The sequence below is a fragment of the Mesorhizobium sp. M0621 genome (genome assembly GCF_040320745.1).
Taxonomy (GTDB): Bacteria; Pseudomonadota; Alphaproteobacteria; order Rhizobiales; family Rhizobiaceae; genus Mesorhizobium.
Genome location: NZ_JAMYQF010000056.1, coordinates 1 through 25778, shown reverse-complemented (window position 1 = coordinate 25778; position 25778 = coordinate 1). Strand labels below are relative to the sequence as shown.

28 protein-coding genes and 2 pseudogenes are annotated in these 25778 nt (G+C 58.6%); 12 read left to right on the top strand and 18 right to left on the bottom strand.

The window, feature by feature from the left end; genetic code table 11:
* Nucleotides 1-8 precede the first annotated feature (8 nt).
* Nucleotides 9-1781 (top strand): DNA ligase D, encoded by a 1773-nt coding sequence (ligD, locus tag NKI38_RS27670; RefSeq protein WP_352663315.1) that lies wholly within the window; start codon nucleotides 9-11, stop codon nucleotides 1779-1781.
* A gap of 82 nt (nucleotides 1782-1863) precedes the next feature.
* On the opposite strand, the gene xth is transcribed toward ligD, so the two are convergent.
* Together xth and NKI38_RS27660 are read right to left on the bottom strand one after the other, a co-directional pair.
* Nucleotides 1864-2661, bottom strand: a complete 798-nt coding sequence (gene xth, locus NKI38_RS27665) for an exodeoxyribonuclease III (protein WP_352663313.1) — start codon at nucleotides 2659-2661, stop codon at nucleotides 1864-1866.
* Nucleotides 2662-2703: 42 nt separating this feature from the next.
* On the bottom strand, nucleotides 2704-2907 hold the full coding sequence (locus NKI38_RS27660) for a hypothetical protein (RefSeq protein WP_352663311.1): 204 nt from the start codon (nucleotides 2905-2907) through the stop codon (nucleotides 2704-2706).
* Nucleotides 2908-3069: 162 nt separating this feature from the next.
* On the opposite strand from NKI38_RS27660, the gene NKI38_RS27655 reads away from it, so the two are divergent.
* Nucleotides 3070-3954 carry a hypothetical protein gene (locus tag NKI38_RS27655; RefSeq protein WP_352663309.1) on the top strand — a complete coding sequence of 295 codons (885 nt, stop codon included), beginning with the start codon at nucleotides 3070-3072 and terminating at the stop codon, nucleotides 3952-3954.
* A 276-nt stretch (nucleotides 3955-4230) separates the two neighbouring features.
* Nucleotides 4231-4452 carry a hypothetical protein gene (locus tag NKI38_RS27650; RefSeq protein ID WP_352663307.1) on the top strand — a complete coding sequence of 74 codons (222 nt, stop codon included), beginning with the start codon at nucleotides 4231-4233 and terminating at the stop codon, nucleotides 4450-4452.
* A gap of 225 nt (nucleotides 4453-4677) precedes the next feature.
* On the opposite strand, the gene NKI38_RS27645 is transcribed toward NKI38_RS27650, so the two are convergent.
* The 3 genes from NKI38_RS27645 to NKI38_RS27635 form a co-directional block, all read right to left on the bottom strand.
* The gene (locus NKI38_RS27645; protein WP_352663305.1) at nucleotides 4678-4866 is read right to left on the bottom strand and encodes a hypothetical protein; all 189 of its coding nucleotides are present in this window, start codon (nucleotides 4864-4866) and stop codon (nucleotides 4678-4680) included.
* A gap of 440 nt (nucleotides 4867-5306) precedes the next feature.
* A complete protein-coding gene (locus NKI38_RS27640) occupies nucleotides 5307-5543 on the bottom strand; it encodes a hypothetical protein (protein WP_352663303.1) in 237 nt (78 codons plus the stop codon).
* Nucleotides 5544-5589: 46 nt separating this feature from the next.
* On the bottom strand, nucleotides 5590-5925 hold the full coding sequence (locus NKI38_RS27635; RefSeq protein ID WP_352663300.1) for a low affinity iron permease family protein: 336 nt from the start codon (nucleotides 5923-5925) through the stop codon (nucleotides 5590-5592).
* A gap of 372 nt (nucleotides 5926-6297) precedes the next feature.
* Here NKI38_RS27635 and NKI38_RS27630 point away from each other — a divergent pair, with 372 nt between their 5' ends.
* Nucleotides 6298-6501: a CsbD family protein gene (locus NKI38_RS27630; protein WP_352663297.1), complete on the top strand. Its 204-nt coding sequence runs from the start codon at nucleotides 6298-6300 to the stop codon at nucleotides 6499-6501.
* A 50-nt stretch (nucleotides 6502-6551) separates the two neighbouring features.
* Nucleotides 6552-7000: pseudogene (locus tag NKI38_RS27625) on the top strand (HipA domain-containing protein); the annotation flags it as partial.
* A 70-nt stretch (nucleotides 7001-7070) separates the two neighbouring features.
* On the opposite strand, the gene NKI38_RS27620 reads toward NKI38_RS27625, so the two are convergent.
* Both NKI38_RS27620 and NKI38_RS27615 read right to left on the bottom strand, forming a co-directional pair.
* Nucleotides 7071-8054, bottom strand: coding sequence for a LysR family transcriptional regulator (locus NKI38_RS27620; RefSeq protein ID WP_352663294.1), 984 nt, complete (start codon nucleotides 8052-8054; stop codon nucleotides 7071-7073).
* 192 nt (nucleotides 8055-8246) lie between these two features.
* Nucleotides 8247-8993, bottom strand: a complete 747-nt coding sequence (locus tag NKI38_RS27615; protein WP_352663291.1) for a class I SAM-dependent methyltransferase — start codon at nucleotides 8991-8993, stop codon at nucleotides 8247-8249.
* A 36-nt stretch (nucleotides 8994-9029) separates the two neighbouring features.
* Between NKI38_RS27615 and NKI38_RS27610 the strand changes: the two genes are divergently transcribed.
* From NKI38_RS27610 to NKI38_RS27590, 5 genes are all read left to right on the top strand, one after another.
* Entirely contained in the window at nucleotides 9030-9275 is a 246-nt protein-coding gene (locus NKI38_RS27610) for a hypothetical protein (protein WP_352663288.1), read from the top strand.
* Nucleotides 9276-9614: 339 nt separating this feature from the next.
* On the top strand, nucleotides 9615-10406 hold the full coding sequence (locus NKI38_RS27605) for a helix-turn-helix domain-containing protein (protein ID WP_352663285.1): 792 nt from the start codon (nucleotides 9615-9617) through the stop codon (nucleotides 10404-10406).
* Between the two features lie 105 nt (nucleotides 10407-10511).
* Complete coding sequence (locus NKI38_RS27600; protein WP_352663282.1) at nucleotides 10512-11711, top strand: MFS transporter; 1200 nt, start codon at nucleotides 10512-10514, stop codon at nucleotides 11709-11711.
* Between the two features lies 1 nt (nucleotide 11712).
* Nucleotides 11713-13113: a hypothetical protein gene (locus tag NKI38_RS27595; protein WP_352663279.1), complete on the top strand. Its 1401-nt coding sequence runs from the start codon at nucleotides 11713-11715 to the stop codon at nucleotides 13111-13113.
* Nucleotides 13114-13431: 318 nt separating this feature from the next.
* Nucleotides 13432-13725, top strand: a complete 294-nt coding sequence (locus tag NKI38_RS27590; protein WP_352663350.1) for a cupin domain-containing protein — start codon at nucleotides 13432-13434, stop codon at nucleotides 13723-13725.
* A 288-nt stretch (nucleotides 13726-14013) separates the two neighbouring features.
* On the opposite strand, the gene NKI38_RS27585 is transcribed toward NKI38_RS27590, so the two are convergent.
* From NKI38_RS27585 to NKI38_RS27535, 11 genes and pseudogenes are all read right to left on the bottom strand, one after another.
* Nucleotides 14014-14259, bottom strand: coding sequence for a DUF982 domain-containing protein (locus tag NKI38_RS27585; protein ID WP_352663277.1), 246 nt, complete (start codon nucleotides 14257-14259; stop codon nucleotides 14014-14016).
* A 55-nt stretch (nucleotides 14260-14314) separates the two neighbouring features.
* Nucleotides 14315-14632 (bottom strand): hypothetical protein, encoded by a 318-nt coding sequence (locus NKI38_RS27580; protein WP_352663275.1) that lies wholly within the window; start codon nucleotides 14630-14632, stop codon nucleotides 14315-14317.
* Nucleotides 14633-14752: 120 nt separating this feature from the next.
* Nucleotides 14753-15202 (bottom strand): annotated as a pseudogene (locus NKI38_RS27575) (Ros/MucR family transcriptional regulator).
* Nucleotides 15203-15528: 326 nt separating this feature from the next.
* Complete coding sequence (locus tag NKI38_RS27570; protein WP_502899395.1) at nucleotides 15529-16137, bottom strand: ATP-dependent DNA ligase; 609 nt, start codon at nucleotides 16135-16137, stop codon at nucleotides 15529-15531.
* 230 nt (nucleotides 16138-16367) lie between these two features.
* Nucleotides 16368-16706: a slr1659 superfamily regulator gene (locus tag NKI38_RS27565; protein WP_352663269.1), complete on the bottom strand. Its 339-nt coding sequence runs from the start codon at nucleotides 16704-16706 to the stop codon at nucleotides 16368-16370.
* 18 nt (nucleotides 16707-16724) lie between these two features.
* Nucleotides 16725-17285, bottom strand: coding sequence for a slr1658 superfamily regulator (locus NKI38_RS27560; RefSeq protein ID WP_352663266.1), 561 nt, complete (start codon nucleotides 17283-17285; stop codon nucleotides 16725-16727).
* A gap of 2 nt (nucleotides 17286-17287) precedes the next feature.
* Nucleotides 17288-19654, bottom strand: a complete 2367-nt coding sequence (locus NKI38_RS27555; RefSeq protein WP_352663264.1) for a SpoIIE family protein phosphatase — start codon at nucleotides 19652-19654, stop codon at nucleotides 17288-17290.
* Nucleotides 19651-20829, bottom strand: coding sequence for a class I SAM-dependent methyltransferase (locus NKI38_RS27550; RefSeq protein ID WP_352663261.1), 1179 nt, complete (start codon nucleotides 20827-20829; stop codon nucleotides 19651-19653). The genes NKI38_RS27555 and NKI38_RS27550 overlap by 4 nt, the downstream gene beginning before the upstream one ends.
* Nucleotides 20826-21350 (bottom strand): ubiquinone biosynthesis methyltransferase UbiE, encoded by a 525-nt coding sequence (locus NKI38_RS27545; RefSeq protein ID WP_352663348.1) that lies wholly within the window; start codon nucleotides 21348-21350, stop codon nucleotides 20826-20828. Before NKI38_RS27545 ends, NKI38_RS27550 begins: the two co-directional genes overlap by 4 nt.
* Nucleotides 21351-21523: 173 nt before the next feature.
* On the bottom strand, nucleotides 21524-23248 hold the full coding sequence (locus NKI38_RS27540; protein ID WP_352663258.1) for a putative bifunctional diguanylate cyclase/phosphodiesterase: 1725 nt from the start codon (nucleotides 23246-23248) through the stop codon (nucleotides 21524-21526).
* Between the two features lie 275 nt (nucleotides 23249-23523).
* The gene (locus tag NKI38_RS27535; RefSeq protein ID WP_352663255.1) at nucleotides 23524-24666 is read right to left on the bottom strand and encodes a helix-turn-helix domain-containing protein; all 1143 of its coding nucleotides are present in this window, start codon (nucleotides 24664-24666) and stop codon (nucleotides 23524-23526) included.
* 232 nt (nucleotides 24667-24898) lie between these two features.
* On the opposite strand from NKI38_RS27535, the gene NKI38_RS27530 reads away from it, so the two are divergent.
* Together NKI38_RS27530 and NKI38_RS27525 are read left to right on the top strand one after the other, a co-directional pair.
* A complete protein-coding gene (locus NKI38_RS27530) occupies nucleotides 24899-25201 on the top strand; it encodes a hypothetical protein (protein ID WP_352663252.1) in 303 nt (100 codons plus the stop codon).
* A gap of 118 nt (nucleotides 25202-25319) precedes the next feature.
* Nucleotides 25320-25553 (top strand): hypothetical protein, encoded by a 234-nt coding sequence (locus tag NKI38_RS27525; RefSeq protein WP_352663249.1) that lies wholly within the window; start codon nucleotides 25320-25322, stop codon nucleotides 25551-25553.
* Nucleotides 25554-25778 lie beyond the last annotated feature (225 nt).

Sequence of the window (25778 nt, the reverse complement as noted above, 5' to 3'; positions counted from 1 at the left end):
GAGGGTACATGGATAGGACCGCGGACGGACTCTCTTTCGTCGAGTTTCAATCGCCGACGCTTGCCGCGAACGCGCCCGAAGGCAGCCAATGGCTTCACGAAATCAAGTATGACGGCTACCGCACCGAGCTGGTCATTGAGAACCGCACAGCGCGAGCCTTCACGCGGCGCGGCTACGACTGGTCGCATCGATACAGACGAATTGTTCAAGCAGCGGCGGAATTGCCGGTGAAGGCGGCGATCATCGACGGCGAGGCTGTCGTTTTCGGCGACACTGGCCTGCCGGATTACCAGGCCCTGGAACGGGAGCTGGGCAATCCCAACTCGCCGAGGCTCATCTTCTACGCGTTTGATTTGCTGCACCTCAATGGGCGCGATCTTCGACAGCAGCCACTGGTCAAGCGCAAGGCGGCCCTGGAGAAGCTGCTGGAGAACGCTGCCCCGACACTGACCTACGCCGAGCATCTGGAGGTGAGCGGCGCGGACATGTTTGAACATGCTTGCCGGATGGGGCTGGAGGGGATTGTCTCCAAGCGCACCGATGCTGCGTACCGCTCAGGCGTCCAGACCAGCTGGCTCAAAGTGAAGTGCACCAAGAGCGACACCTTCCCCATTGTCGCTTTCGTCGAAAAGCTAGGCGCTCACCCGCGCCGTATCGCATCGCTTTACATAGGCCGTCGCGAGGGCGGCCGACTGCTCTATGCCGGCAAGGCCCGTGGCGGTTACACGCTCGGCGCTGCGAAACATATTCGCGAGCGGCTTGATCCACTGATCATCCGCAAGTCGCCGCTGTCAGAGCCTATCGTGAAGCCCAAGGCGACGTGGGTCAGACCCGACATTCTGGCTGAAGTTGAATTCAGCGGCGTCACTGATCGCGGCTTGCTGCGCGAGGCAGTGTTCAAGGGGCTGCGCGAAGACCTCGTGGCGATCCCGGCCATGCCTCCAGCCCCATCAAAGCGGCGCGGGCCAGCCCGAGAACATGGTGTTCCCAGCGAGAACATCCTGCAACTTCTGCCCGATGCGGTCTCGCCCCCCAAGGAAGAGCTTGCGCGCTATTGGAAGAGGGTTGGTGCTCACGCACTCGCCCATCTCGGGCGTCGACCGCTGAAGCTGGTCCGCCATGCTCATGGCGCAACTTTTTACCACAAGGGTGCGCTGCCGCAGGTCCCAGCAGCCGTGCATCAGTTGTGCGTTCAAAAGCGCGAGGGGGGCCAAGGTGTGCGCGTGTGGGTGGACGACTTTGCCGGCTTGCTGGGGCTGGTGGAAATGGATGTTATAGAACTGCACCCATGGAACGCCACTGTTGACGATATCGAACATGCCGATCGCATCGTTCTGGACCTGGATCCCGGCGAGGGTGTCGAATGGGATGAAGTGATCGAGACCGCGCTGGCGCTTCGCGGCATACTGGAAGCGGGAGGGCTGGAGAGCTGGCCAAAGCTGACGGGCGGCAAGGGCATTCACCTGATGGCCCCACTGGAGACGAAGATCACACACGACGATGCTCGGTTCCTGGCCCGGTCCTTCGCCAAGCGGCTCGCTGAAGCGCATCCTGATCGTTATCTGCTGTCCGCCGCGCCGGCAGCGCGAAGGGGCCGTATCTTCATTGACTACCTTCGCAATGGGCGCGGCAACACTGCGGTCGGCGCCTTCTCGCCACGGGCGCGACCCGGTTTCCCGATCGCTCATCCGGTGACCTGGGGCCAGGTTGAGGCAGCCATCCGTCCAGATGCCTTCACCGTCGACCGTCCGTTCAGGGCAGCCGCCAGAAAAGCAGCATGAGCACCAAGGTTATGAGACAAGGTTTCGCTCAGGGAATTCGCGCTTCGGCGAAGACGCCTGGCGAATCCCGCTGAACAACGGGTCAGGTCAACGACCGACCGGAGAGGTCGAACTCTATCCAGGCTGGTGCATGATCACTCGGCTTTTCCCAACCTCGCAGGTCGGCGTCGACGCCGGCATCCCGTAGCTTGGTCGAAAGTGATGGGCTGACGAGGAGATGGTCCATCCGGAGGCCGGAACTGCGATCATAACCGCCCCAGTAGGAGAAGTTCCAATAGGTGTAGATGCCTTTCTGCGGATGGATACGGCGAATGGCATCGATCCAGCCGTTACCAAGCATTTCGGCGTAGGCTTGCCGGCTCTCCGGAAAATAGACTGCGTCGCCCAGCCAACGTCTTGGTACCACGGCATCGATCGACGTTGGCACGACATTGTAGTCGCCGCAAAGAACGCTCGTGACACCTTCCCTGAGCAGTAGCTGGCCGTAGCTGATCAGACGGTCGAACCAACGCAGCTTATAATCGAATTTCGGGCCGGGCGCTGGATTGCCGTTGGGCAGATAGAGGCAGCCGATCACAATCCCATCCACCTCGGCCTCGATATACCGACTGTGGGTGTCGTCGGGATCGCCCGGGAGGCCGCGTCGACGTTCCAGCGGCTCCCTCCCCCTGGCGAGTATGGCCACACCATTGTAGGACTTTTGCCCATGCCAGATTGCGCCGTAACCGGCGTTCCTGATGGCTTCGGCGGGAAATTTCTCGTCTGAGGTCTTCAATTCTTGAAGGCACACGATGTCATAGTCGGTCTGACCCAGCCACTTGATGAGCACGGGCAGGCGACCGTTCACGCCATTCAAGTTGAAGGTTGCGATGCGGATCATCCGAGTTCTCAATAAACTCTTGGTGAGTAGGAAAGACTTAGCTCAGTGGTCTTTGTAGGACTTGGCGACCTCGTCAATCTTCCGCCAGTCATTTCCGTAGCGACGCACCAACTCCCGCGCCTGCGCTGATGACAGACCATGTGTCTCGATGACATGCCTCACCTCTGCGTCCTCCCCTTTTATGGGGCGCGAACGAGCCTTTTTCGGCCGCACGGCTTTAGCCGCACCCTCATCTGATTTCGACATCGTTAATCCTCTCGGACCCTGTTTAACTGCCGAGCGTGGGGAAAGTTTCACACACGTCTTGAGCCTTGGCATCATTCAGTCGCCATGTCCCTGCGGACTTGCCAGGCTGATGAACCTTTGGCCTGGCGCCGCGTTCCATGCAGCGAACTCGGTTGATTTAGAATGACGGACCCCAACGCTCGTCCTGCATCGCACAATCAAGATGCAATTGGTGCCGAAGCTGGCTTTTCGTACGATCGAATGGCGGTGGAGCGGTTTCAGCAAGCATTTCCGCGTGCCAGATGGAGCGACGAGCGCAAGAGTTGGTTCGTGCCCGGCAAGACCGCGGCCCGAAGGATCGACCGCTGGCTGGAGCAAGAGGCGGCGTTGCGGACGCCCCATGACGATAGCAAGGGACGAGATGCCTTCGCCTTCGACCCAATATCGAGCCAGTATCTGGAAATCGCGGACGACCTGCGCATTCGCACGCCGTATTCCAGGACGGTGCTTGAAGAACTGCGTGCTGTGCCGTGGGCAAGCTGGGACGATGAGTTGCGGGCCTGGAGAGTTCCATTCCGCTCCTACGAAGCGCTCCGGCGTCGATGGCCAAACATCGAACAGGCTGCGCAGCACGCTGAACCGGACGAAAGGAAACGGCGACTTGCGGACACCAGAAACACGGAAGCCCATAGAGCCGCACAACAGCGGGCTGGTGAACGCCGGCGCCATCGCTATCCGTTGCCAGTTCAGGATCTACCTACCTTGGGCCATGCTGTCGCAACCGTGCAGTACGGGATAGTCGTCTTCAGCGAAATTTCCGGTGAACTCGTTGAGCTATCAGACGCGGCCACCTTCTATCCCCATGCCATACCCGAGAGCGGCGACTTCGTTTGGGGCAAGTGGCGTTCGGCAACCCTGGCCGAACTCGTGAGCACATGGCCTGCTCGGTCAGCCGCCGGGCCGACCGAACGCTTTAGAGGGTGGTGGAGACCAACCCTTGCTGAACTTAGACTTGCTCGTCGAAATGCCCGCAGTAAAGAGCGTAGGAAGCGACGTCGCGCGCGGTAGATACCGCGCTCGCTTTCGTTTTGTCATTGGCAGTGCATTGCTGGCGTCGCCGAGCCTTTAGAACGGCAGACTGCGCTGAACGCCCAACCGCGCTTCGGCTGATATCAGGGGCGCACGATCAGGTGCCGCCAAGGGTTCCACTTCGGTTAATGGCTGCTCGACAGCGCCGACGATTGGATGTGGGGCCAGGGCCGTCAGGACCCTCACGAACAGGAGGGAACCAAAGCCGATCACAAGCGGTTTACCAATCCAAGGGACCGCAATGGACGCCGAACAATGGAACTTTTGGATATGGAACTGGCGCGTGCCCGACAGCGGCTTAGCCGAGAGGAGCTTGCCCTCGAAAGGGCGAACGAGATGCTGGATGGCGACTGCGGCGTCGGCATCAATATCGCGCTCTGCAGCAGGATACGGGCCGCGCAACGGCGCGTGACCGAGGCCAGATCGCGGCTGACGAAGATTGATCGCGGCAGGGCGAACGCAATTCGCACAAGTTGAACCTTGCGGCCTTTAATTGGACCACGGGCCGCGCGCGGATCGACAGGGTGCGGTCACCAACGTCTTCCTGGTGATGTTTCAGAGCGCCGCGCCCACTTAGGCTACCTTGGGCTTACTGGCCAACACGTTCTCCCGGCGCTCGGACGTGTCTGAAAGTTGGCGACAGGTTGGGTACGACCGGCGGATGTAAAGCGTCCTTCATTGCGCCCTGCTTGCGTCCCGGTGCTATATGGCATCGAATATCACTTCAAAGACGCTTCCGACTTCTTCTGAAATCTCGTCGGCTTCGATGCCTTCCTTCTGCGCGGCCTGCATGGCTTGGTCGGCAAGGTCGCTGATGTAGACTGGGTTTTCCCTGGTTGTCCGGCATGTTTTCGGCCAACCATTTGTCGTGCTCATCGAAAGATGATCCACCCGCCCACCAGCCGCCAGTCGCGATCAATAGCCGTGCGCAAGCGAGACTCGTCGAAAAGGATCCCGCTGTAGGCGGTTACCGGCCTATCTGTCATGTCTTCCCCATGGGTCGCTAAAAGCCCGCGCCTCTGGCGGAGAGCGCGGGCCGATCAAGGTTATTGCCCCGATCTTCGGCACGGATGATGGAGGGCATCACTCTACCGTCAGGCAACAACTTTTAGAGACTGCTAATGTTCCACGAGGGTATCCATATTTGTCGCGATCGTAATGTGCTGCCCTTGAAACGAGCGCAGCGTTCGGAACGCTGGCAGGCAAGCCTGCTCTGACTCCGCAATGGCCCTTCCGGCGACCGTGTTTCCTTCGGTTGCCGCCTTACTTCCTCACAATCCAATCCAGCAAGTCGAGACCGACCGTCGCCACGCCGGTGAATTCACGACTCATTAGCGAGCAAATTCTTGCCATTTAGCTTCACGGATATTCTCTTCGATGACCGCTTTATGGAAAGCGCTTCGCAAGCGGCCGTGTTGCCACTGCAGCGAGGCATGGCGCGCATCTGTCTCGAGTGCTTCACGCATCAGACAGGCTTGACCCATTGCGTCGACGGCAGCTGTGGCGCCTCCCGGCGTGTTCGCCCTGGACGCTTCGACAGCCGGTGTTGACTGGATGCCGCGCGGCATGTCCGCGCGATCATGGCCGGCCAACGTCGCTGGCGATCAATTCCATCTATGGTGGCGTTTGGGACGCTTCCTCTTCGAGCTCCACAAGTTTTTCCCTGATCTCCTGCGGGTCGGCATGCTCCAACCCAACAACATCGTTTCTGGTTTCCTCAAGTGCAACTATGATCTCATCAAGTTTGGCGTGTATCGCAGCGGTGTCGCGATAGCCTTGTATGAGGACAACCCCAGTGATCACTATGGCCGCAACCGAAAGGGCATAGGTAACCACGTTCGTCAGGCCGAAAGGTACAAGTGCAGTGCAAAGCACCATGGCTATGAGGAGGACATAGAAACCCGGCGGCCGGGAAAGAAAGTCGGCCACGAGGAAAAGGAAGTGGTTCATTTCAATCCTGCCATTGCAAGGCTGCCTCTACGAACCGTGTCTCTGGCGCTAACTCAGCTTCGCATCAAACGTGCATCTGTAAGACAAAGGCTTTCACGCCTCATGGGAGAGTCAGCGAATTTCGAGCAACTAGCGCGCTTGACGAAAACTCCTATCCGTCTGATTTCTCCGCATTTTTCCGGAGAACAACAACCGTGGGAGCAGGCATGTTCCATGCAAAGTTGGGGGTAAGACCATTGCGTTTTTACGACGGACTTAAGTCCCAGCCGGCCCCAACGGACGCCAGCCGGCTTGGCAGCTTCTTGGTGGTGTGGCGGAACCTCACCGCCATACGACCGTTTTTCCACGGATGAAACGAAGGAGGTCGTGACCATGGATTGGAACCGCGTCGAAGGAAACTGGAAGCAGGTCAAAGGTAAGGTCAAGGAACAGTGGGGCAAGCTCACCGATGATGATCTCGATCGCATCGCCGGCAAGCGCGATCAACTCGAAGGCAAAATCCAGGAGCGCTACGGCATTGCGAAGGATCGCGTACGCCGAGACGTTGACGAGTGGTATGCTCGGCAAGGCTGGTAGGGCACATTGAACCAATCGACAGAGGGCGCTGTCACGAACCGCGCCCTTTCCGCATCCCGTTCCTGTCGGCCATGGCGATGATGGGTGCCAAGGACTGCGAGCTCGGCAGCTTTCCGAAGATGGTTGATGCGCTCACGCCCGACGCGCATGCCCTCGTCTTCAACGTGCTGATTTCCAACGTGGATGACCACCTGCGCAACCACGCTCTCTTTGGCTGGGAAAGGTGGGATGATCGCTCTCGCCTGCCTGCGACCTCAATCCGGTTCCGACCGACCTCAAGCCGCGGGTTCTGACAACATGTTCACTTGATCTGCTGGAGGCCGCCGCCGGCTTCTTCGCGCTGACGCTCCCACAGGCACGAACGATCATCAAGGAGGTCGCCACCGTGACTCCGACCTGGCACGATGTGGCCCGAGCCGTGGGCGCCCGATCGGCCGAGATCAACCGGATGGCGAGCGCCTTCGGGCATGATGATCTTGAGAGAGCGTTGGCGCTCTGACGCCTCTTCGATATCGGCTGCCAATCGCCAATCCGTCGCGACCGCCGTTTCGCTCGAAGGGCGCGACACGTCACTTCGCTCTATGCGACCAAGCCGCTCCGCGCGGCACAGCACCCGGCGCAACAAACGCTGTATGCTGCGCGCGTCCCGGCCTTTGACTTGCTGCCACCATATTCCTGGCGAGCCCGACCAGGCGCAGGACAGCCCGCTTCGGATTCGATTCGAGCCACACGCCCTTGACCGAGCTGACGCTGTTTTTTCCGCCAAGCGGCTTCCACAGGGCAGAACCGATGGCAACAGTCCTGGCATAGCTCGCTTCGGCCAAAGTGACGCCCAGCCCCAGCTGCACCTGGAAGATGACGGTCGCCTGGTTGGCGCGACACGTTTGAACGGCCGGGCCGCCATCGGCCGCAATGCGTTCGAGCAGACACAGATCCAAAGGGGTGCCTTCTAGTCCGACCGGGACGAGCAGACACATATCCGCAAGGTCGGACCATGCGAGAACGGCCTTCTCGACGAGGGAATGACAGGACGGCAGGAGCACGAAGAGACGTTCCTGCCAAAACACTTCGCTGCTGCAGAATCTGGCGGCGCCAATGTCGTGCGTGAACACGATATCGAAGTGCCTGCGGCGTATGGCTGCCAGGCACTGCCCGGATGGGACATCTTCAATGGTCAGGCTGACGTCCGGGTATTTCTTGCCGAAATGATTAATGAGGCGCTTGAGGAACTCACCTCCAGTCACGCAGCACAATCCAATCCGGAGCATCTTGGCATCGTTGTTATCGCGGACCCGCTCGGCGAAAGCCTCCAGCAAACCATCGTAGTGAGCGCGCACAATATCGATCCAGGCCCGGCCTGTATCGGTCAGGCGAACGCCGCGCACGTTGCGCTCGAACAGCTGCATTTCCAGAAGCTGTTCGAGTTTGACGACGTTGCGACTGACCGAGGATTCCTGGACCCTCAGGGCTCTCGCCGCTTGACGCAGGCTGCCGTGATCCATGGCTGCAAAAGCGTAGGTCAGTAGTTGGATGGCGTTCCCGTTCGGCGTCATGGCACTTGAGCTTCGTGGATATTGTCGCGGATGATGCGTGCCTCACCGTGATGCGATCGGACCTCTTGACTGGAAAGGATCGCGCTCTGGCGATAGCCGCGCCTGCCAGCGCTGCAGCGCTGGAGTAGGGCGAAGAGATAAGCAACCGCAATTGCATTGAAGCCTTGCGGCCATTGATATCGCATTGCTACGTCAGACCGGGACATCTTTCGTCATGATCGTTGAGGCCGGGTGCATGCCGGCCTCGTAGACATACTCGTGCGGGATGGCTGAAACTGGCATCTGTGACACATACAGATCGAGATTTTCCTTGCTGTTGCTCGCCGCGAGACTGCAGAAATTGCCGCTGTTCCACGTCATGACGCAGTGCTTGAACTGCGCTCTTACAGCGCGGGCCATCTCCTTCAACGTGACCTCATTGTTGAACATGGTCCCCAGCACAGCCGTCTTCTTTCTGTCGATTTCGTCCTGCGGGAAGTACCGCGCCTTGAAACCATAGTTCTTCTGGTGCTCGCGACGTTGGTAGTCGCCTTCATCGGCGGCCCGAAACTTTTCGACGAACACGAAGATGCCTCCCTCCTTGAGGTGCTGGGCTACGAACTCGATCTGCTTCAACCTGTTGGGCGAATACATCTGGAAGGTCGTGTCCTCCAGGATGATATCGAAGCCTTGCGTGAACTTTGCCAGCCGCCGGTCGGATCCGAGTGCGTCCTTTGTCAACCAGTGAAACGGGCCGATGAAGAATTCGGCGTTGGCCGGTTCGCCATACGCCATGAAGGATTTGTAGTTCTCGGGATTCGGACTGCACGACAGCGAGACAATCTGCCCACCGGAAAATTCGGATAGCGTCCTGGCCATCGTGCCTTCCGCCGTTCCAAGGCTGTATAGCGATAGCGGTGCGCCACGGGACCCGGCGTACTTCAGCACTGCGTAGGCCATCCTGCACTCCTCCTCCAATCTGTAGGGAATGCTGCCGTGATAGTGCTGGTCGAAAAAGCCTTGCCGATTGGCGTGGAGGTGAACGAGATCGCGCAGCAGTTCATCATCGGGCAGAAGCCGAACATCGGCCAGAGGCCTGCGGACCGGCATGCCGCTCTTACCCGCGGCAGTGGCCGCGAAAAAACCGGCGAGTTCGTTGATCCGCGGGCCCTGATCGCACTCGGCCAGGAAATCGTTGAGACCACGCATCGGAATATGCCTCCCACACCATTGCTTTGGTGAGATGCAAAGAGCTCGATGTGGAAACGCCACTAATTTAAGAGTGGCCTAATGTTTCAAGCTGGTTCGAGTCTTCGCCGAGGCACTGGTAGGTTGAAACAATACGAGCGGCTTTCATTCGATTGCCGTTTTTTTACTAAAGTGACATCTTCTACCAATCCTGAGTTAGTTGTGAGTTGTCCAGCAACCCATGGTTATGCACAACAAGGGAGGGGTCGGGCCGCGGTTGCGAAGGTTGCTGTCTGCGTGGATACTCTTTGCCTCGACCTCAAAAAGTTACGCCGCTCACAGCATCAGACTTTCGCGCACCAACATGAGAGTTGGGGAAACGTGCGAGCAGACTTGATCAAAAGGACGGGTCTGGCGCGCCAGGAAACGGCCGTCTCTTTTCCCGGCCATATGTTCCTGATGAATCTGAGGGGAGTCGCGAGCCGCGGAGAAGACTTCGTCGATGGGCGTCGCATCTCGTTTTCTCCGCGACGCGCTGGCTCGGTAATCCACATGCCGGCAGGCAGTGATTGGACTGGGTGGGATGAGGGCGACCCGACGGCCGCCTATTTGCTGGTATCCATAGAGAAGGCGTTCGCTGACGAGACGTTTGGGGGCATGGTGGGCCATCGCTCGGCCGACCTGCCGGCTTCGATCGGATTTCGCGACGCCACCATCGAGATGGCCTTGCAGCGGATCGTCATCGAGCTCAAGCAGCCGGATCCGATCAGCGTGACAATGGTCGAGAGCCAGGTCATGCAATTGCTTGTTCAAATGGTCAGGCTGAACGGCAGCCATCCTGAGCCCGCGAAAGGCGGCTTGTCGTCCTTCGATCTCAAACGCGCGGTCGCGATGATCGAATCGTCACCGGACGAAACGCCCACTTTGGCCGACCTGGCAAAAGAAGTCGGCGTGAGCCGTTTCCATTTCGGCAGGGCCTTCAAGCAGTCGACGGGCATGACGCCGCACGCATTCATCGCGAAGCGTCGTCTGGACCGGTCAGCCGATATGCTGCGATCGACCAACAGGTCGGCGACGGAGATCGCGTTGGAATGCGGTTTCGGCAGCTCTAGCCATTTCACGATCGCTTTCAAGCGGGCCTTCGGCGTCTGTCCGACCGAGTTCCGCCGCCGGTGCAGGATTTGAATCAGTACGTTTGGCTATTTCAGCAAGTATCTGAAAATCCACACATGATTGTTAAGCGGGGTTCCTGAAAACAGGTATCAAGAGCGGCCGTTGGATGTGCCGCCCGTGTCAAACACAACCCGCATCTATTGTGACAAGAGACCGGGCGCTCGACCACGCGTTCTCCTTGGGTTTCTGGCCAGCACCTTTGCTGCGGCCGTCGGGCGAAACGGCTACTACATTGCCTGCGCCTGGGCTCTTGTCGAAGCGGGCCACGGAAGCGCCGGCGTCGCGACTTTGCTTGTCATCGTCAGTGTTGTCGAATTCATCGCGAGCCCTCTGGCCGGCGTAACGGCGGACCGATTTGATCGACGACGCCTGAACATCATGGCGGACGTCGGTCGCTTTGCCGTCATGCTCGCGACGGCGTTCTCGCTGCTCTATCTGGACGTATTGCCAACGCTGTGCCTGTCAGCGGTCCTGTTCTCGGTTTGCGATCGCGTCGCCCTTACCGCCTCGCAGGCAATGATCCCGCTTGTGACGAGCGGCGCCGATCTTGCGAGCGCAAATTCGAGCGTGTTCTTCGTCATACAGTTGGGCAGTCTCGGGGCAGCATTGCTTGCCGGGCCTTTGCTGAGTGGGGGCTCCCCTGCCCCTGCATTCGCGGCGCTGGCGCTGTTCTTCCTGGTTTCAGCGGGTTCACTCTCCTCGATGCGGCTGGGCTCGATCTCGCGAGGCGTCAGCAGGCCCAATGGCTTGGCGCCCACCGATGATCGGCGCCTATTTCGTCTCTTTGCCGCATATGCACTTCTCTATGGAGGCGCCGTGCTGGTCACGGTCATGGGTTCAAGCTTCATCTTCGACGAACAGAAAGGCACGGCCGTGGATTTCGGCCGCCTTGAGGCAGCTTGGTCGGCAGGTTCGCTGATCGGAGCGGTTGCTTTCGTCAGGCTGACACGAACCATAAGTGCTCCTATACTTCACCTCATGCTTCTCGGCTCAACTGCGCTCGCGCTGATGTCGTTGATCGCTTTGCGCGCGCCATGGACACTGATTGTCTTTGCCACGCTCGGATGTCTCTACAATCTGGGCCGGGTGAGCATTGAGGTCACCCTGCAGTCGCGCGTCGGCGATAGTGTGTTGGGCAGGGCCAAGGGCCTCATGCACAGTCTCGCCGTGGCCCTCGGGTTGCTCATTTTCAGCACCACGACCGTTGTTGGCGACAGTGTATTTCCGTCGACGGTCTTCTTCAGCTTCGGCATGGCGCTCCTCATCAGCATTCCTGCATTGAGCCTCGGTATCGCACAGCGACAGGGTGAAGCGTGAGGTGGACGAGCTGACAGCAGACGCAGACGCGAAACAGGCGGTCCTCGGGTCGCTGGCGACGCTCTATCCTTGGATGCGGCCCTATTATTCCCGCCCCGTCCGCGACTATGCGAGCCGCTTGTTCGAGGCACCGCTTCAGAAAGCCGAGCCGGAAATTCGCCGTCGCGCCCTTACGAAGTTGCTCGATACAATCAGGAACGCGGGAAAGCGAAACGGATTGCCCGTCAAGGCCGTTTCACAAATCTGCTCGGAATTCGAAGAGCGCCGCGTGTTGCAGACTGGCCCGCACCTGTTTCTTCTGTTGGAGCCCGAGGCGTATTATACGCATATCCTGAGCCTGCTTGGCCTGTCGACGCATGGCTGCTCGACCTACGTCTCCTATGCCGTTTCGACGGTGAGCCTTGTTGAAAAGCCGCGCAAGGGGCCAGGCTGGTTCACGTTCGACGGGAAGCCGATCAACGTCTTTGGCCTCAGCCGAAGCCGGATGATCGGATACAGCCTTCTGACCGGGCCGGGATCCTATCGGTTTGAGCTGGTACCGGCGGAGCCGAACGCTGAGGGAGACGCCCTCACCCAGCTCCGCAGCCTTCTGCCGCAGACGCCGTTCGAGCGTCCGTCGCATGCCATCAAGGCAGCCAATCTTGTGCTTTGGCCCAAACTGTTCACAGGCAACGTCGCGTTCCTGCAGCTCGATGACGAGGATATAGCAGACTTGGTGGCGGACCATCTGTGCGACGATGACTCGTGGCTGCGGACGCGCGTGATTGAGGACCAGAAGCTCGCGTCCAATATCGTTGCCGGGCTCGACAGGCTGGCTGCGGGCCCCTGGAGTGGCTGGCTCACACGCGGCACCGATTTCTTCTGGTTCTACGAAAATGGCAAACGCCTTCCGCTGCGCTTGATCGCTGGAGACCTTGTGCACACGGCGACCGGCACGAAGGTTGCCCGCTTCACGGCGAGCGACATAATCGAGCGGCTGGCAAACCGCAGCCTAATTCCCAACCTGCTCCTGATGTTCCTGGTCTTGTCGATCCTGCCTGGCGTGCGCGCGCTGGGAGGCAGTTATCAGCCGCTCTACTATCCCCTGATGCGCTATGTCGTCTGCCAGGCTCTGGAGACAGCGCGTGTGGACGAGGATCTTCGCCAGGCTCTTGCAGCCGACGACGTGCCCGGAGCCTGGGGACATCGGGTCATTGAGTGTGACGATGATCCTCTCCAGCTGTTTCTGGAGGGCGGGAAGGGCGGGACAAGCGGCCCCATCGATCGCTTCGGCGATATTCCTTTTGCCAGGGCGTGCGGAAGCATGAGCAGTTTCGTAGTGGACCCATCGTGGCAGGAACTGCGGAACCGGCTGCGGCAAGGGCTGATGGCGCCGACCGATGCGGAATGGGCTTTCGCTTGAACTGAAACGCGCCCGACATCCGCTGCGAACGAGGCCTGAGCGACCTCCATGCTGGATTCGGACCCCAATGTCTTCCGCACCATGCATGATCGTCAACCGTCAGTCCTCCGTCGGCGAAGACGCATGCCGTCTAGACTTCCTGCCAGGCGCTGAGCAACGGTCCGTCGCGGTCATAGACCGGGTCTTTGTCCGGGCGGCGGATCTTCGGGATGGTGCGTAACGACTCTGCATGCTGTTCGGCGCTCCGGCACAGATCGTAGGCGCCGAAAGGCGGTAAGCGCCGACGACCAGGAGATCGGCCGATGAAGACAGACGTTGATGACCGTTATTGGACGGCTACGCATGATGCATTTGCCCTGCAGACCGATCTTGCGGCCCCGGGCGAAGAGACCGCTTGACATTGCCGTGCGGACGCATGACTACGCGCCTGGAAGCTCGACGGGATGGCATTCGCATCCGGGCCCGGTCTTCATCACAGTCACTGAAGGCGAAGTGACGTTATACGAGGGCGACGATCCGACGTGCACGCCAAAGGTGGTCTCGAAAGGCCATGGGTATGTTGATACCGGCCGTGGGCACATCGGGCGAAAACGAGTCCGGAGCGCCTGCTAAGGACGTGACAGCCATCTTCGCTCCGGTGGCAAAACCATTCCGAGCGGAGTTGGCTCGTCCGAACACAGCCTGCAAGTTTTAGCGGCAGAATTGTCCGTCTCTCCGCGGACCGCCAACGCGATGGAATTGGCGTGACGGCGCGTCCGGATCGGCTCGCAGTGAAACGCCATTGCGCTCATTCTTGTTGTAACCACTCGTCACTCGTTTCAGGCGAAGGCACGCTCTCCGATCCTTTCGGCGCGATCGGGTCTGGCCGGTTCTCAACGGAGTGAAGACTGGCCGGGAGTCCTATGCAGGTGGGAGGAACATGCTCTCCTCCTTGGCCGCCGCCTCGAATGCTCTGCGGGCCTCCTGAGTGGGCACGTTGCCTTCCATAGCGGCCATGCAGGTCTCAACCGCCTGCTTCCACTTAGGGCCGCGCTTGGTCCACTTCAGGAGTTGCTCGGCGGCACCCTCGACGTGGCTGACCCCGAAGCGGATGCCAGGACGGTCAGTCCTAACGTAGACCGGAGGGTTGAACCAATGGAGAGCCATGAGGGCTAATTGCCGCGCTCACGGGCAATGAACAGGTCCAAGGCGGTCGTCACCATCACACCTTGGCCTTCCGCCAACCGGCCCACCATGCTTGCCACTGCGAGCAGAACCAGCGCTCGCCTCGGGCCGGATTCACGCGCGTCGCCGAATAATATGCTTGGCCGGGCATGTGATCGATGCGCTCGCCGCGCTCGTTAATGTTCCCCTTGATGTCGCAGGCCATATTCCGCGCCGCGACGTAGCTCGGTGAAGTGCCGGACGAATGGACCCGCGGGAGCTGGCGCTGATCGCCGCTCGCAACGTAGGCGACGGACGTAAACCCAAGTAGTGCAAGAACCACCACGAGGCGACTGGCGCGATGCGCGCGCCGCATGGCCTTCGCCGCCCTGCCCATTTGGGATGAATTACTTTGCCCATCGCCCTCTCCCGGGAGGAGAATGCGTCCGTCAGGAGCGGAAGTCTAGAAGTTACAGATACCGAGGAATGCCTAAGCCTAAGCTTTTCGCCTTGCTGGCGCTTTCCTCGGCGGCGTTTTCGCAGCTGCCTTGCGGCCAAGGCCAATGGATTTTGCGAGTGCTGATCGTTGGGCCGCATAGCTCGGCGCCACCATAGGATAATCATTCGCAAGACTCCACTTAGCTCTGTACTGGTCCGGTGTCATACCCAGCAAACCTAGGTGGCGTTTCATAGATTTGAACTTGCGCCCGTCCTCCAGGCTCACGATGTAGTCGGGAAACACCGACTTCTTCGGATTTACCGCTGGAGTCAGCACTGGTGGCGGTGGGGCGACCGGCTATACTAACCCTGAGAGAGCAGAATTGACGCTGGCGATCAGTTCTGGAAGACCCGCCACCGGCGTCGCGTTGTTCTGAACATAGGCGGCGACAATGTCTGCGGTTAGCCCCAACAGATCGGTGCCCGACTGCTCGCGTGCGTCGTCCATGATTTCGGTCTCCTTGTTGACTGTCTCGCTCCTACGCGGGAAGTTCAGTGAGCGCAATCAAGCACTGTTAACACCAACTATCCGTGCCGGTGTTAAACAACGAGCCTCGGCGCCATCGTGTGACCAATGGGTGCTGAAGTTGGGCGTGACGCAGGCCTGCCGGCGCTCATGGATGTCACCTCAAGGTTTGGACCCGAGGCTACGCTGTCACAAAACAGATGACCGCTGTGCGCCCATTGTCGGTCGTTCCGGCCGACTTGACCGCCGCCAAAAGCAGACATTGCTGGTGCCGAGGTCGTGGTTGCGCCGGAAGCGGTCGTCGATGCTCAGAAATCGGGTTCCTCGAAATATTTGGCTTTCAGCCATGTATTCGACGGTCCGCTCCTGTAGCGGCTGTCGGCGCGCTTCGAGATAATGCTTTCGAGGCGCACCCCTTCGATGGCGCGGAAGATCGCTAGCGCACTGCCCTCGAAATGCTCGTTGTACTGGATCTTGCCAAGGCCGTGCTCAACCAGTTGCCATAGCGTCTGCTTGCGCTGCAGCAGGGGCAAGCAGCCTAGATTGCGACCGTCGAGATGGAGGATGTCGAACGCGACGAACACCAACCGGCTCGGTTTGTTCCAGATCGCGGCTTCCAGCGCAGGGCAATCGGGAGCGCCCTGCTCGCCTGGCACAATGACCTGGCCGTCGATAATGGCAGCCCGGCATGGCAACTCGACAGCCAGCGCGATGGGCCAGTATTTCGTGGTCCAGTCACGGCCATTCTTGCTGTAGAGACGCACGCCGCCGTTATCGATGATGATCTGCGTTCGGTAGCCGTCAAGGTTGACCTCGTGAAGCCATCCCTCATCTTCGGGCGGCTCCTTGACGCGAGTCGGGATCTGCGGCGGAATAAACTCCAGCCGGCCGCCTGTCACCTTGGCACTCTTACTCAATGACGCCACCTTTGATCGCGCAGCGGCGGCTGATCGGCACAGGCAGCCCGACATCCCCCCAACTTGGATGCCTGCCGCCTGTGCCGAGTCCCCGCCGAGCCATTGGGAGCATCTGCGCACCAGGCCGGATTGTCGTTAGCTTCGCATCCACATACTTGTCCTGGCGTACATATCTCGCTCGTTGCGGCGATCTTGCACCACGCAGTCTTTTGGCCAATCGAGCGACCTGATTAGTCCATCAAAAGCACCACAGCAGGATGGAGCTTCTTCAGATTCGGCAATGATTTCGATTGCCAGGGTATGTCGGGCGTTCCACGCACGACGAGTCGAACATCGGGATGCTTGCGCACCTCGATGGTAAATTTCGCCAGCAGGTTGATGCCGGAAGAGTTGAGAAAGTGAAGGTCTTTCAGATTGAGCGTAATGGAAGCCGGATTCGAGGCAAGCACACTGGTCGCCAATGCCGTGATAGGCGCACCGGCATCGGAACTGGCAAGGCGCATTGCACCGTCGAAGAAAATTTCGCTTCCTTCAGTCCATACGCGATAGTCGTCTGTCTTGATTTCCATAGCCTAGCTTCGTTTCATTTAGTTGTGAATTTGCGAGATTGGAATGGAGGCATATGTCTCCACGCAAATCCGATCGCTTTCGTCGGCGGCGCTGAATATCCAAGCCAGGCGCGCGCCGTAGTCGCTCATCAAGGTCAGCAATCCAAGTCCGGAGCCTCCTACGTCAGGGTTCGCGGCATTGGCTTCAATTCGCTGTATCAGTAGGTCCATGGGGTCGCCAACCGTGATGTCCGCCAGGAGACTTTGGAACTCGGACGCATCTTCACCATCGACGTCATTTGACACTTTGAGCTTGAAGCATTCCGAGTCCATCGACGCCTCGATCAAGATCTCACCCGGCGCGCGAAACTTGACGGCATTTTCAATGAGTTCGTTGACCAGATATCCAATGCTGTGCCGCACTTCCACGTAGTCATTGCGGGACGACTGGAACCGCAACGCGAAAAGATCGGCGATGAAGTCCGAGGTCGTGGCACAATGACGCCAACTCAAGTCGAGAGGACCGTCGAACAGCCGCACGCGGCTGACGCTCTCCTTCATCCCGATTGCAACGTCAGGGGTCCCGAACAGTGTCGTCATGGCTATGTGTGCCTTATGATTACGAGGGTAATGTCGTCGTGGATCTTTTGGATCCCGATATGGGCCATGAGATCCTCGATGATCCCGGTTTTGATGTCCTCGGCGCTCCTGCCTTGACGTTTTCGTGCGCTCTGGCAGAGGCGCTCGAACCCAAACAGCTTTCTGTCTTGGTCTTCCGCCTCGGTCACACCGTCGGTGTGCAGCACGATCACGTCGCCGCTCCCGAACACGATGTCGCGCGTAGCAATGAACTTCGAGATGTCATTCTCCAGTCCAATCGGCATACCCAGATCAAGCGTATCGATGCGTTCTACTTCCCCGTCCGCACGCAGGATGAGAACGTCCTCGTGTTGGCCCGACAGCGTTACTTGCTCATCCTCAAAGTCAAGAAAGGCCAGAGAGAGATGCTTATTGGTGTTCGTCCGCTCGATATTCTTGTAGATTGCCCTGTTTAGCCGATCCAGGAACTGGTGCGGATCCCTTTCGCTGGTCTCCTGCAGCGCGCGTGCGACAGATTGGACCATCAGCATCAGCACGCCGCTCTCGAGACCATGACCGGTCACGTCCCCAATGCCGATCTTGACCCGTGACCCGTTCTGCAGGACGTCGTAATAGTCACCGCCGACCTCGTCGGCTGGCCGCATGTAGGCAGCGATCTCCAGCCCCGGAATCGCTTCGAGTTCGAATGGTTTCGGCAGGACCATCATCTGGATCTGCCTGGCAACCGCGAGCTCGGCACCGAGGCGGACGTTCTCGTCCCGCAACTTTTCGTTGAGCGCGGAAATCTCCTGATTTGCGTCCCCGAGATCCCTTGTTCGTTCGTCGACGAGTTGCTCGAGGTTTTCGGTGTGAAAGCTGATCTGCTCGGCCATCCGGTTGAAAGCAATTCCTGCGGCTCCAACCTCGTCTCGGGTCGGAATGCTCACGCGGACCGAATAGTCTTTTGACTGGAGCCGCTGGGCAGCGCCGGCAAGCGCCCTGAGGCCTGCGGTGATCCGCTTCGAAATCCCGAGCACGGCCGCAAAAACAATCAGAAGCGAAACGGCGATCGTCGCGATCTGAAACACAAGGATGCGATTGGTTGCGCGAGAAATACTCTCCTGCGCGGCGAACAGTGATGCATAGATCTCCCGTTCGGGGACGACGATCCCGACCGACATCGTTTCGGACTTGATCGGTCCTGAACTCCACAGATTGGTCGGCTTCAATCTTTTGAGGACAACAATATAGGGAACGTGTTCGCCCTTGTTGTCGAGCATGATATGCTGAATGATACCGTCATTGTTCTGGTCGAGAGGCAGCGACGCGATAGCTGGCTGCGTGCTTCCCCGCAGGGATCTCTCCAGGCCAGTGACGCCCTGGCTGCCCGCATCGCTCGATGACGTCAGGCCGATGATTGCCTGGCCCGACGGATTGATGGCCACCACGTTGCCAGTCGACATCGTGAGAAAGCCGAACCCTGTTTCAGCGATCTTCACACGTTCGACAGCTTCCGCGAGTTGGTCGAGAGTGATGTCTGCTCCCGCCGTACCGGCGATGCCGGTGCGATCACGCGTCCATAGTGGATGGAAAAAGCTGACGATCAACTTTCCCGTGATCGCGTCGGTGTAAGGTGCCGTTTGGGTGATGTCGTCAGGTACCGGACGCGAGGCTGGATCCCTGGCCCATTGCTGCCATGACCCATAGATCCCCGGAAAGAAGAACTCCCAGAACTCCGCCTTGTTGTGGCCAGGATAGAGCTTGTCGAAGGTCTGGGCCTGGTCCGTATACGGTACGGTCCTGAATATCGGCCGTTCTTTTGGACCAATATAATACATCTGCAGTTTGGACGACCCGCTGGCCATGAGCGTCGGCGCAACGAGGTCCAGGACGGTGCTATCTTCTATTTCCTGCTGAACGCTTGGCAGCGGACTGTGATCGGCGCCCAGTAGGTAGCCCCAGACGCTGACTACGGACGGCGCGCCCGGCAGGTTCTGTGCCCAATCGCCCTGCGCGTCATAGACGACCTTTACCGAGCCGGGCGCCTGCTGCGAAAGGGTGGCTCCGACCTGTTGCTGCCTGCTCGGATCGTCGGTCTGGGCCTGCAGCACGCCAGCCAGTGCCTTGACGTCCCCATGAACTCGGTCGAGCAGCAGGTCGACACTCAGCGCTGTCGATTCGGCATAGGAACGAATGTATTCCTGGTTTGCGGTCGTCAGGCCCTCACCGACTTCCGATGTGGCATCGCGCGACAGCTTTTGAACGTTCCAAAGCGCCAGGCCACCGCTCAAAAGGAGGTCGAACAGCACGGCGCCGCCAACGACCAATACGAATTTCGCTCGAAAGGAGCGCAGGCCGAAGCGCGGTGTACCCTCATCGTCGGCTTTCATTGCGGCCGTCGCCCCGATGCGACCCAGATCGGCCAACCCGCATAACCCTTGGGGTGGAGCGCAGCGAAAATGTGGTCCTCGAAGCCCTGCCGGAACCGCGCGACGAACTCCGGCCCATCGCCGCGTCTGCTCGCCATCTCGCCCGCATAGACATCCGCCCAGGCTGCAATAACATCGGCGAAGTCCTGCGGATCGCCGTCCAGGTTAGTGACCATGAAGGTCTCCACAAGGATGTCTTCGAATCCGGCTTCCACCAGGTATCGCCGACTCTTGGGCCCAAGCTCGACGTCCATCTCGAAATGCCCGAACAGCTTCGCCACTTCATCGTAGGTCCAGCGAATGCTGTCGGCGCGCGGCTCGCCGAGGCAATGCGAATTCTTTTCGTTGGTGATGTAGACCCGCCCGCCTGGCTTGCATATTCGGTAGAGCTCCTTGAGGATGAGTTCAGGTCGATTGAAGATTTGCAGGGAATGTCGGCAGGTGACCAGGTCGAACTGCGCTTCGTCGAGCAGCATCTCCGACGCATCGCCATACGTATATTCGATGCCCCGGATGTCGAACTCCCGCATCACTCGGCGAGCATAGTTCAGGCTTGATCTGGAGTGGTCGAGGGCGACGATCCGCGATGGCTGGAACTCCTTCTGCGCGAGCACAGCGAAATCGCCGATCCCGCAGCAGATGTCGGCCATGACGATCCCAGGCCTCATCCCGTGTCGCGGCAAGATTGCGCGCTCGTGGCGCCATGTCATCTTTGTCTGAGTGCGCAGGATCGGTACGAACCCGCCTTCCTCAAGGAAGCCCTGCCCCGGATAGAATTCGGTGTCATACTCCTCGACGGTGATGTTCGGTTCAATTCCGCTCAGGCGACCGAATTTTCGCGAGGTCCATCCGACAACGCTTGACGTGATGACGACAAATTTGAGATCCGGTCGAGCGCGACAAGAGTCGATGATGATCCTCGAAAAGGTGTGAAAAGCGGCGTTGTTCATCTGCGTCAAGCGCCTAACATTGACGTAGAGAACGCCGCGCACACGGCCGATCGCATCGCGAAGCAATGCTATGCTGGGCCCAAGCTCATCGATCGCCTGAGGCCGGACCACTCCCGATATGGAGAACTCCTGGTTGTTCGCGTCGTATTGCGCCTTAAAGCGCGGGAGAAGGTCGTAAGGGCTCAATTTTGCAAGCCCTCGAGCGGAAGATCCACGACAAGCTTGATTGCATCGCCGTCGGCTTCCTCGATCCAGAGTGTCGCGTTGTAGTCGACAGCCAGTTCCAGAAGTACGACCTCGCGGCTCGGCGCAAGATCCCCAGACACCGAAGTGAGGTATCGCTCTCTGGCCTCTGTTTCTGCAAGTTGCGACACGGCTTCTTCGTAGAATTGGCGCTCCTCCGGCACGCAAGGAAATGTCAACTCGATCCTTTCCGTCGCGCCATGGCGAGACACCCTGCATGCCAGTTCGCCATCGGCATGGCGCGTGCGAAAGGCGACTTCCAGCAATTCGTTAAAGGCGGAGGAAAAGAGATTTGAATGCCGGACCGAGTCAGACCTGTTCTGACTGATCATCCGGGCCATGTATGTCGAGACATAATCGCAGTGTCTCCAAGCGGAGACAAAAGCTTTGATTTCCATGTCGATCTGGATCATGGGTTCAAAGGTCGGTCCGCCGCCAGCCAGGTCATGATGAACAGGTCCCATCGGCATCCTCACTTGTTCCATCAGGATTGAACCCCCGCGGGGTGATGGCCTCCGCGACGAAAAATTTCACCGTCCGTGGTGAGTCAGTCTGGCACCGACCTGAAGAATTGCGCGGTATCCGCCTCGATCGTTCTACAAATCTCCACGTTATCGTTAACAAAGGGTTCAAGGCGCTAGAGCGACCCATTTGATTCCTGCATCGCTCGTACCGCCCTCGGCGGGGACCGCTTGATGAAATCGCTGATCGCCTCGGCTCCGAGCGGCCGTCCTAGGTAATTACCCTGCAGGCAATCGCAATTTTCCTTGATCAGCCACCGTACCTGTGCCGATGTCTCGACCCCCTCGGCAGTTACATTTATCCCTAGGCCGTGCGCCAGATTCATGATCGATCGCACGATCGTTTGGCTTTTGAGGTCGGTCTCCAAGTCTGCAATAAAGTACTGATCGATCTTCAAAGTATCGAAGGGAAAGTTCTTAAGATAGCTTAATGATGAGTAGTATGTTCCAAAATCGTCGAGCGAAATTCGTATTCCCAGGACGTTCAGGGTATTCAACGTATCGATATTGTCGATCGTCTTCTCAAGTAGGACCGTCTCCGTTATCTCAAGTTCAAGTCTGTCGGCTTCGATGCCAACTGCGTCGATGATCTGGGCGACGGTGTCCGTCAGGGAACCGCTAAGGAACTGAGCTGGTGACAGGTTCACTGCGACTGTCAGCGAGGAAGGCCACGTCATTGCTTGGCAACAGGCTTCCTCAAGCACCCAACGTCCAATCTCGTCCATCAAACCGTCAGCTTCGGCGATCGGTATGAACACGCCGGGTGGAATGATTCCGATCTCAGGGTGCCGCCACCGCAGCAGCGCTTCGAAACCGATCACCGACGAGGGAGGCCGAATGAGCGGCTGATACTCCAGATAAAGCTCGCCCCGCTCCAGCGCGGTTCGAAGGCTGCGTCTCAGATTCTCGCGTTGCTCAAGCAAGAGCAGCATCGAACGGTTGAATGTTCGGGCGCAGCCGCGTCCATCTGTCTTGGCCGCGTAAAGGGCAATGTCCGCGGCCTTCATCAACTGTTCACCGTCGGTCCCGTGCTCCGGCCCGAAAGCAATTCCGATACTCGAGCCGACGAAGACGGGAATGCCGTTGATGACGAATGGGTTCTTGAACGCGTCGACCAGCGATCCGGCGAGGCGCTCGGCTTCTGCTGGCTGCTCTTTGCCCAATTGGATGACAGCGAACTCATCGCCGGCATACCGGTATGCGGATTCGCCGTCCTGCAGCGCGTCGCGGATACGACCCGCCGCGAGCTGAAGAAGCGTATCGCCTGCTCCATGCCCGAGCGTGTCGTTGACTGCTTTGAAATCGTCAAGGTCGATCTGCAGCAGGGCGGCTTTGGGCTTCAGTTCGCCGAGGGCCACCAGCGCCTGCTGCAGCTGCTCGCCGAATCGCCGCCGATTGTGCAGTCCGGTCAGCACGTCGTGCGTCGCCTGGTGGAGCAGAATTACATGCTCTTGCTCATCCGTCACGCTGCGCCCATCGCGCTCCCTTGATTCAATGATTCCCGCACCATTTGCAGTGGCGAAAACAAAAACGGACCGCAGCACGTCGCCCGATGACCGAGGCAAATCGATGCTTGCCGGTGAGCCACCGTGGAACACACGAAGAAATTCGTCGCGATACTTCGCATCGAGGAAGCTCGGGTAGATCTCCCAAAGGGCGGCACCCAGCGTCACCGCACCTCCGTACATGCCCCTGAGCTTGGTTGCGTAGTGGGTCAGGCAGAAGTCGCGGTCGTAGAACGATAAAAGTTCGGTGGTGTTCGCTAAAAGGTCAGCGAGAAGCGCTTCGCCTGGACGTGGAACGTCACTCTTCGTGCCGACGCCTGATCCCTCTGGAGCCAAGAGCCACCTCCGTGAGCGGCGCGAATCCACGTCGCCCAGTCCAGAAATAACATAACTATCAAGCCTGGCAAACTTTTAACTCGCAGTCTTAACAAGTGCCGCATACGGCGTAGGTGCAATGCGTGCTCCGCTGTGGTTTTCGGCGATAATAATCAACAGTCACAGTTGGTTAATAAAACGGAAATTGACGTGAATTGGCTATATGATTGATAGCGCGGTGGCCGTGACATGAAATATTCTGGTCCATAAAGCGCCGACCATCGCCGATCCTGTACTCAGCTTCCGAGCGCTTTGAGCCAATCTTCAAAGGAAGACGCCTTCTCGTGTTCAGCAAGCGAAACAGAGTGGGTGGGGCGCGACAACATCAACGTACTGCGGCCTGTGCGGGGGCTGTAACCGAATTCCTTACTGAATGCTCGGCTGAAATTAGCCGCTGAACTAAACCCGAAGGCCTCAGCAATATCGACAATTCGCCGTCTGTCCGCCGGATCGCTAAGCGCAACATGGGCTGCCAGAAGTCGGCGACTTTGTATGTAATGGAGAACACCACCACTCGGTTCGAACAATTGATAGAGACGAGAGCGAGATACACCGAGCGCCCGGCACATTGAATCAGGTGTCAGATGAGCCGCATCCAGATTGTTTTGGACGTATCGACGCGCTCGCTCCATCAGCGCGACGCTCGCCAATTGTTCGGCGGCCGCGGCATGTTCCGCCGGAGGTGCGAGGCAGGCAATGATCATGCTGCGTGTTGCGTGTACGATGCGAGGCAAATCTTCAGCCGTGAGACTGCGCAGTCTTGCTTCGATGCTGTTGACGTAGTCGACAAAGAGGTTGGCAAAGTTGCCGGACATGATTGAATTGTTCTTTGCGTCGAGGGTTGACGCCGCATCAGAGAACAAATCACGCGGCAGATAGAGAAAGAGGCTTTCCGAGTCCGTTACCCTCCCGCGAAACGGGTAGCCAAGCGATCTGATCTCCAACGTGCCCGGCTGGCTTTCCGCAACGCGGCGATCGACCTCCGTCCATGACCGGCCAGCACGCGGCAAGACGATATACCAGTGATCGATCGAACTGGATCGGAGCTTCGCGGCGGAGCGCATATAGCTGTGTGCTGGCGCGCACTGTTGAACGATCAGCATGCCACCGAGATTCCAGGCCGTGTGGTCGGCGGGAAAGCCATCGCTCAGCGATTTGTCATCTGGCAATCTGACCTCGACAAGCGGCGCCATTTGCGCTTGCCAAGCGGCGAATTGATCCTCAGGCGCCAGTTCGAGCGTTGAAAAGGGGAGAGGGTCAAGCGCCGGCGCGAGCGATGGGGCGGCCTCATTGCGGGGTTGACCTTCGCGCGACCAACGACGTCGATCACGGTCCTGCGGCTGGCTCGCGGGAGCCTCGCCTTGCCTCTTAGTTTCCATCGCGTGGTGCCATATCCGAATCGGGTATGCCCATGCCCCACTCAATCATGTGGTGTATTTCAGGCATCTGGCAAGACTGGCTGAACTTGAGTCGACCAAAACGGCGATCACGCTGGATTACAATAAGAAATGCATTCCAAGATAAGTTTCTGGATGCGAAGATAACGACACTCTTCAACCTGATGCGTATAGAATCTGCCATCCTGAAATAATAATTGAGGATGTCGCCGAAATGAACACAAAGCTCAACAGCGAATCTCGTCGCAAGATAATTCTTGATGGATACGGTAACAACGAGGCGCTGAAAGATATTGCGGCAAAGATCGGATGCTCACTGGCGAGTTTGAAAGTCACCGCCAGCAAACTCGGCTGTACACGAACTCCGAAAGAAGCGGCGGAATTTCGACGCGGATTTCACGTTCCGGAACACAAGCGGCAAGATTACTATCAACTTATGATTGCCGGGCAATATAGAGCTCGTGAGTGCGCGCTGATTTTGGGACTCTTAACAGAGCAATCATCAGGCATCAGGTAAATTGATACCAATACACTGTGGGCGATATTCTCATTTAAGCATTCCATCACGTCAGCGGTTCACCAGTAAAAAGCCCGCCGCAAAGCACGGAGCGGCGAGTCCTGAAAGGTTCGCCCAGATGCTGCGTCGGCGTTTCAATCACACCTGCCTGAGCCCTCACGATGTGGCTATTTGCGCACGCGTGTTCGATCAGGTCTGCGCCGATGAGAACCTCGACCCTCTGGACCCGGATGCCGAAATCTTGGCGGTGATGGTCGTGGCCATTTTTCGAAATATTCACACCAGCGAGCGCGAACTGCTGGAGGCAGTGAGGACTCGTCGGCAATTGCTGCGGGAACCAAAAGCGCCGTGATTTGAGTACAACGAGATAAATAGAGGCAACCTAAGGCTCCTCGCATGAATCCGATCAGTCGCGACGCGCTTTAGCCGAGGCACACCTGACTTGAAGAACGGCGCGGGCACGAATTCACGGTCCCTTCGATTGACCTTGCCCCCAGTTTCTATCCAGTTTTGAGTTCGTTTCCGGCGTGGGTTGTGCCCTGCTGGGCGGGTGAAGGGACGGGCGCTGGCGCGGAGC

Coding starts and splice junctions, on each gene's coding strand:
- NKI38_RS27585 (WP_352663277.1), bottom strand. CDS start 14,259: ATGGCTCTCCATTGGTTCAACCCTCCGGTCTACGTTAGGACTGACCGT.
- NKI38_RS27650 (WP_352663307.1), top strand. CDS start 4,231: ATGGAACTTTTGGATATGGAACTGGCGCGTGCCCGACAGCGGCTTAGC.
- NKI38_RS27525 (WP_352663249.1), top strand. CDS start 25,320: ATGCTGCGTCGGCGTTTCAATCACACCTGCCTGAGCCCTCACGATGTG.
- NKI38_RS27580 (WP_352663275.1), bottom strand. CDS start 14,632: ATGCGGCGCGCGCATCGCGCCAGTCGCCTCGTGGTGGTTCTTGCACTA.
- NKI38_RS27655 (WP_352663309.1), top strand. CDS start 3,070: ATGACGGACCCCAACGCTCGTCCTGCATCGCACAATCAAGATGCAATT.
- NKI38_RS27590 (WP_352663350.1), top strand. CDS start 13,432: ATGACCGTTATTGGACGGCTACGCATGATGCATTTGCCCTGCAGACCG.
- NKI38_RS27620 (WP_352663294.1), bottom strand. CDS start 8,054: ATGACGCCGAACGGGAACGCCATCCAACTACTGACCTACGCTTTTGCA.
- NKI38_RS27545 (WP_352663348.1), bottom strand. CDS start 21,350: ATGGGACCTGTTCATCATGACCTGGCTGGCGGCGGACCGACCTTTGAA.
- NKI38_RS27640 (WP_352663303.1), bottom strand. CDS start 5,543: ATGCCGCGCGGCATCCAGTCAACACCGGCTGTCGAAGCGTCCAGGGCG.
- NKI38_RS27565 (WP_352663269.1), bottom strand. CDS start 16,706: ATGGAAATCAAGACAGACGACTATCGCGTATGGACTGAAGGAAGCGAA.
- NKI38_RS27660 (WP_352663311.1), bottom strand. CDS start 2,907: ATGTCGAAATCAGATGAGGGTGCGGCTAAAGCCGTGCGGCCGAAAAAG.
- NKI38_RS27630 (WP_352663297.1), top strand. CDS start 6,298: ATGGATTGGAACCGCGTCGAAGGAAACTGGAAGCAGGTCAAAGGTAAG.
- NKI38_RS27555 (WP_352663264.1), bottom strand. CDS start 19,654: ATGAAAGCCGACGATGAGGGTACACCGCGCTTCGGCCTGCGCTCCTTT.
- NKI38_RS27615 (WP_352663291.1), bottom strand. CDS start 8,993: ATGGCCTACGCAGTGCTGAAGTACGCCGGGTCCCGTGGCGCACCGCTA.
- NKI38_RS27530 (WP_352663252.1), top strand. CDS start 24,899: ATGAACACAAAGCTCAACAGCGAATCTCGTCGCAAGATAATTCTTGAT.
- NKI38_RS27635 (WP_352663300.1), bottom strand. CDS start 5,925: ATGAACCACTTCCTTTTCCTCGTGGCCGACTTTCTTTCCCGGCCGCCG.
- NKI38_RS27560 (WP_352663266.1), bottom strand. CDS start 17,285: ATGACGACACTGTTCGGGACCCCTGACGTTGCAATCGGGATGAAGGAG.
- NKI38_RS27535 (WP_352663255.1), bottom strand. CDS start 24,666: ATGGAAACTAAGAGGCAAGGCGAGGCTCCCGCGAGCCAGCCGCAGGAC.
- xth (WP_352663313.1), bottom strand. CDS start 2,661: ATGATCCGCATCGCAACCTTCAACTTGAATGGCGTGAACGGTCGCCTG.
- ligD (WP_352663315.1), top strand. CDS start 9: ATGGATAGGACCGCGGACGGACTCTCTTTCGTCGAGTTTCAATCGCCG.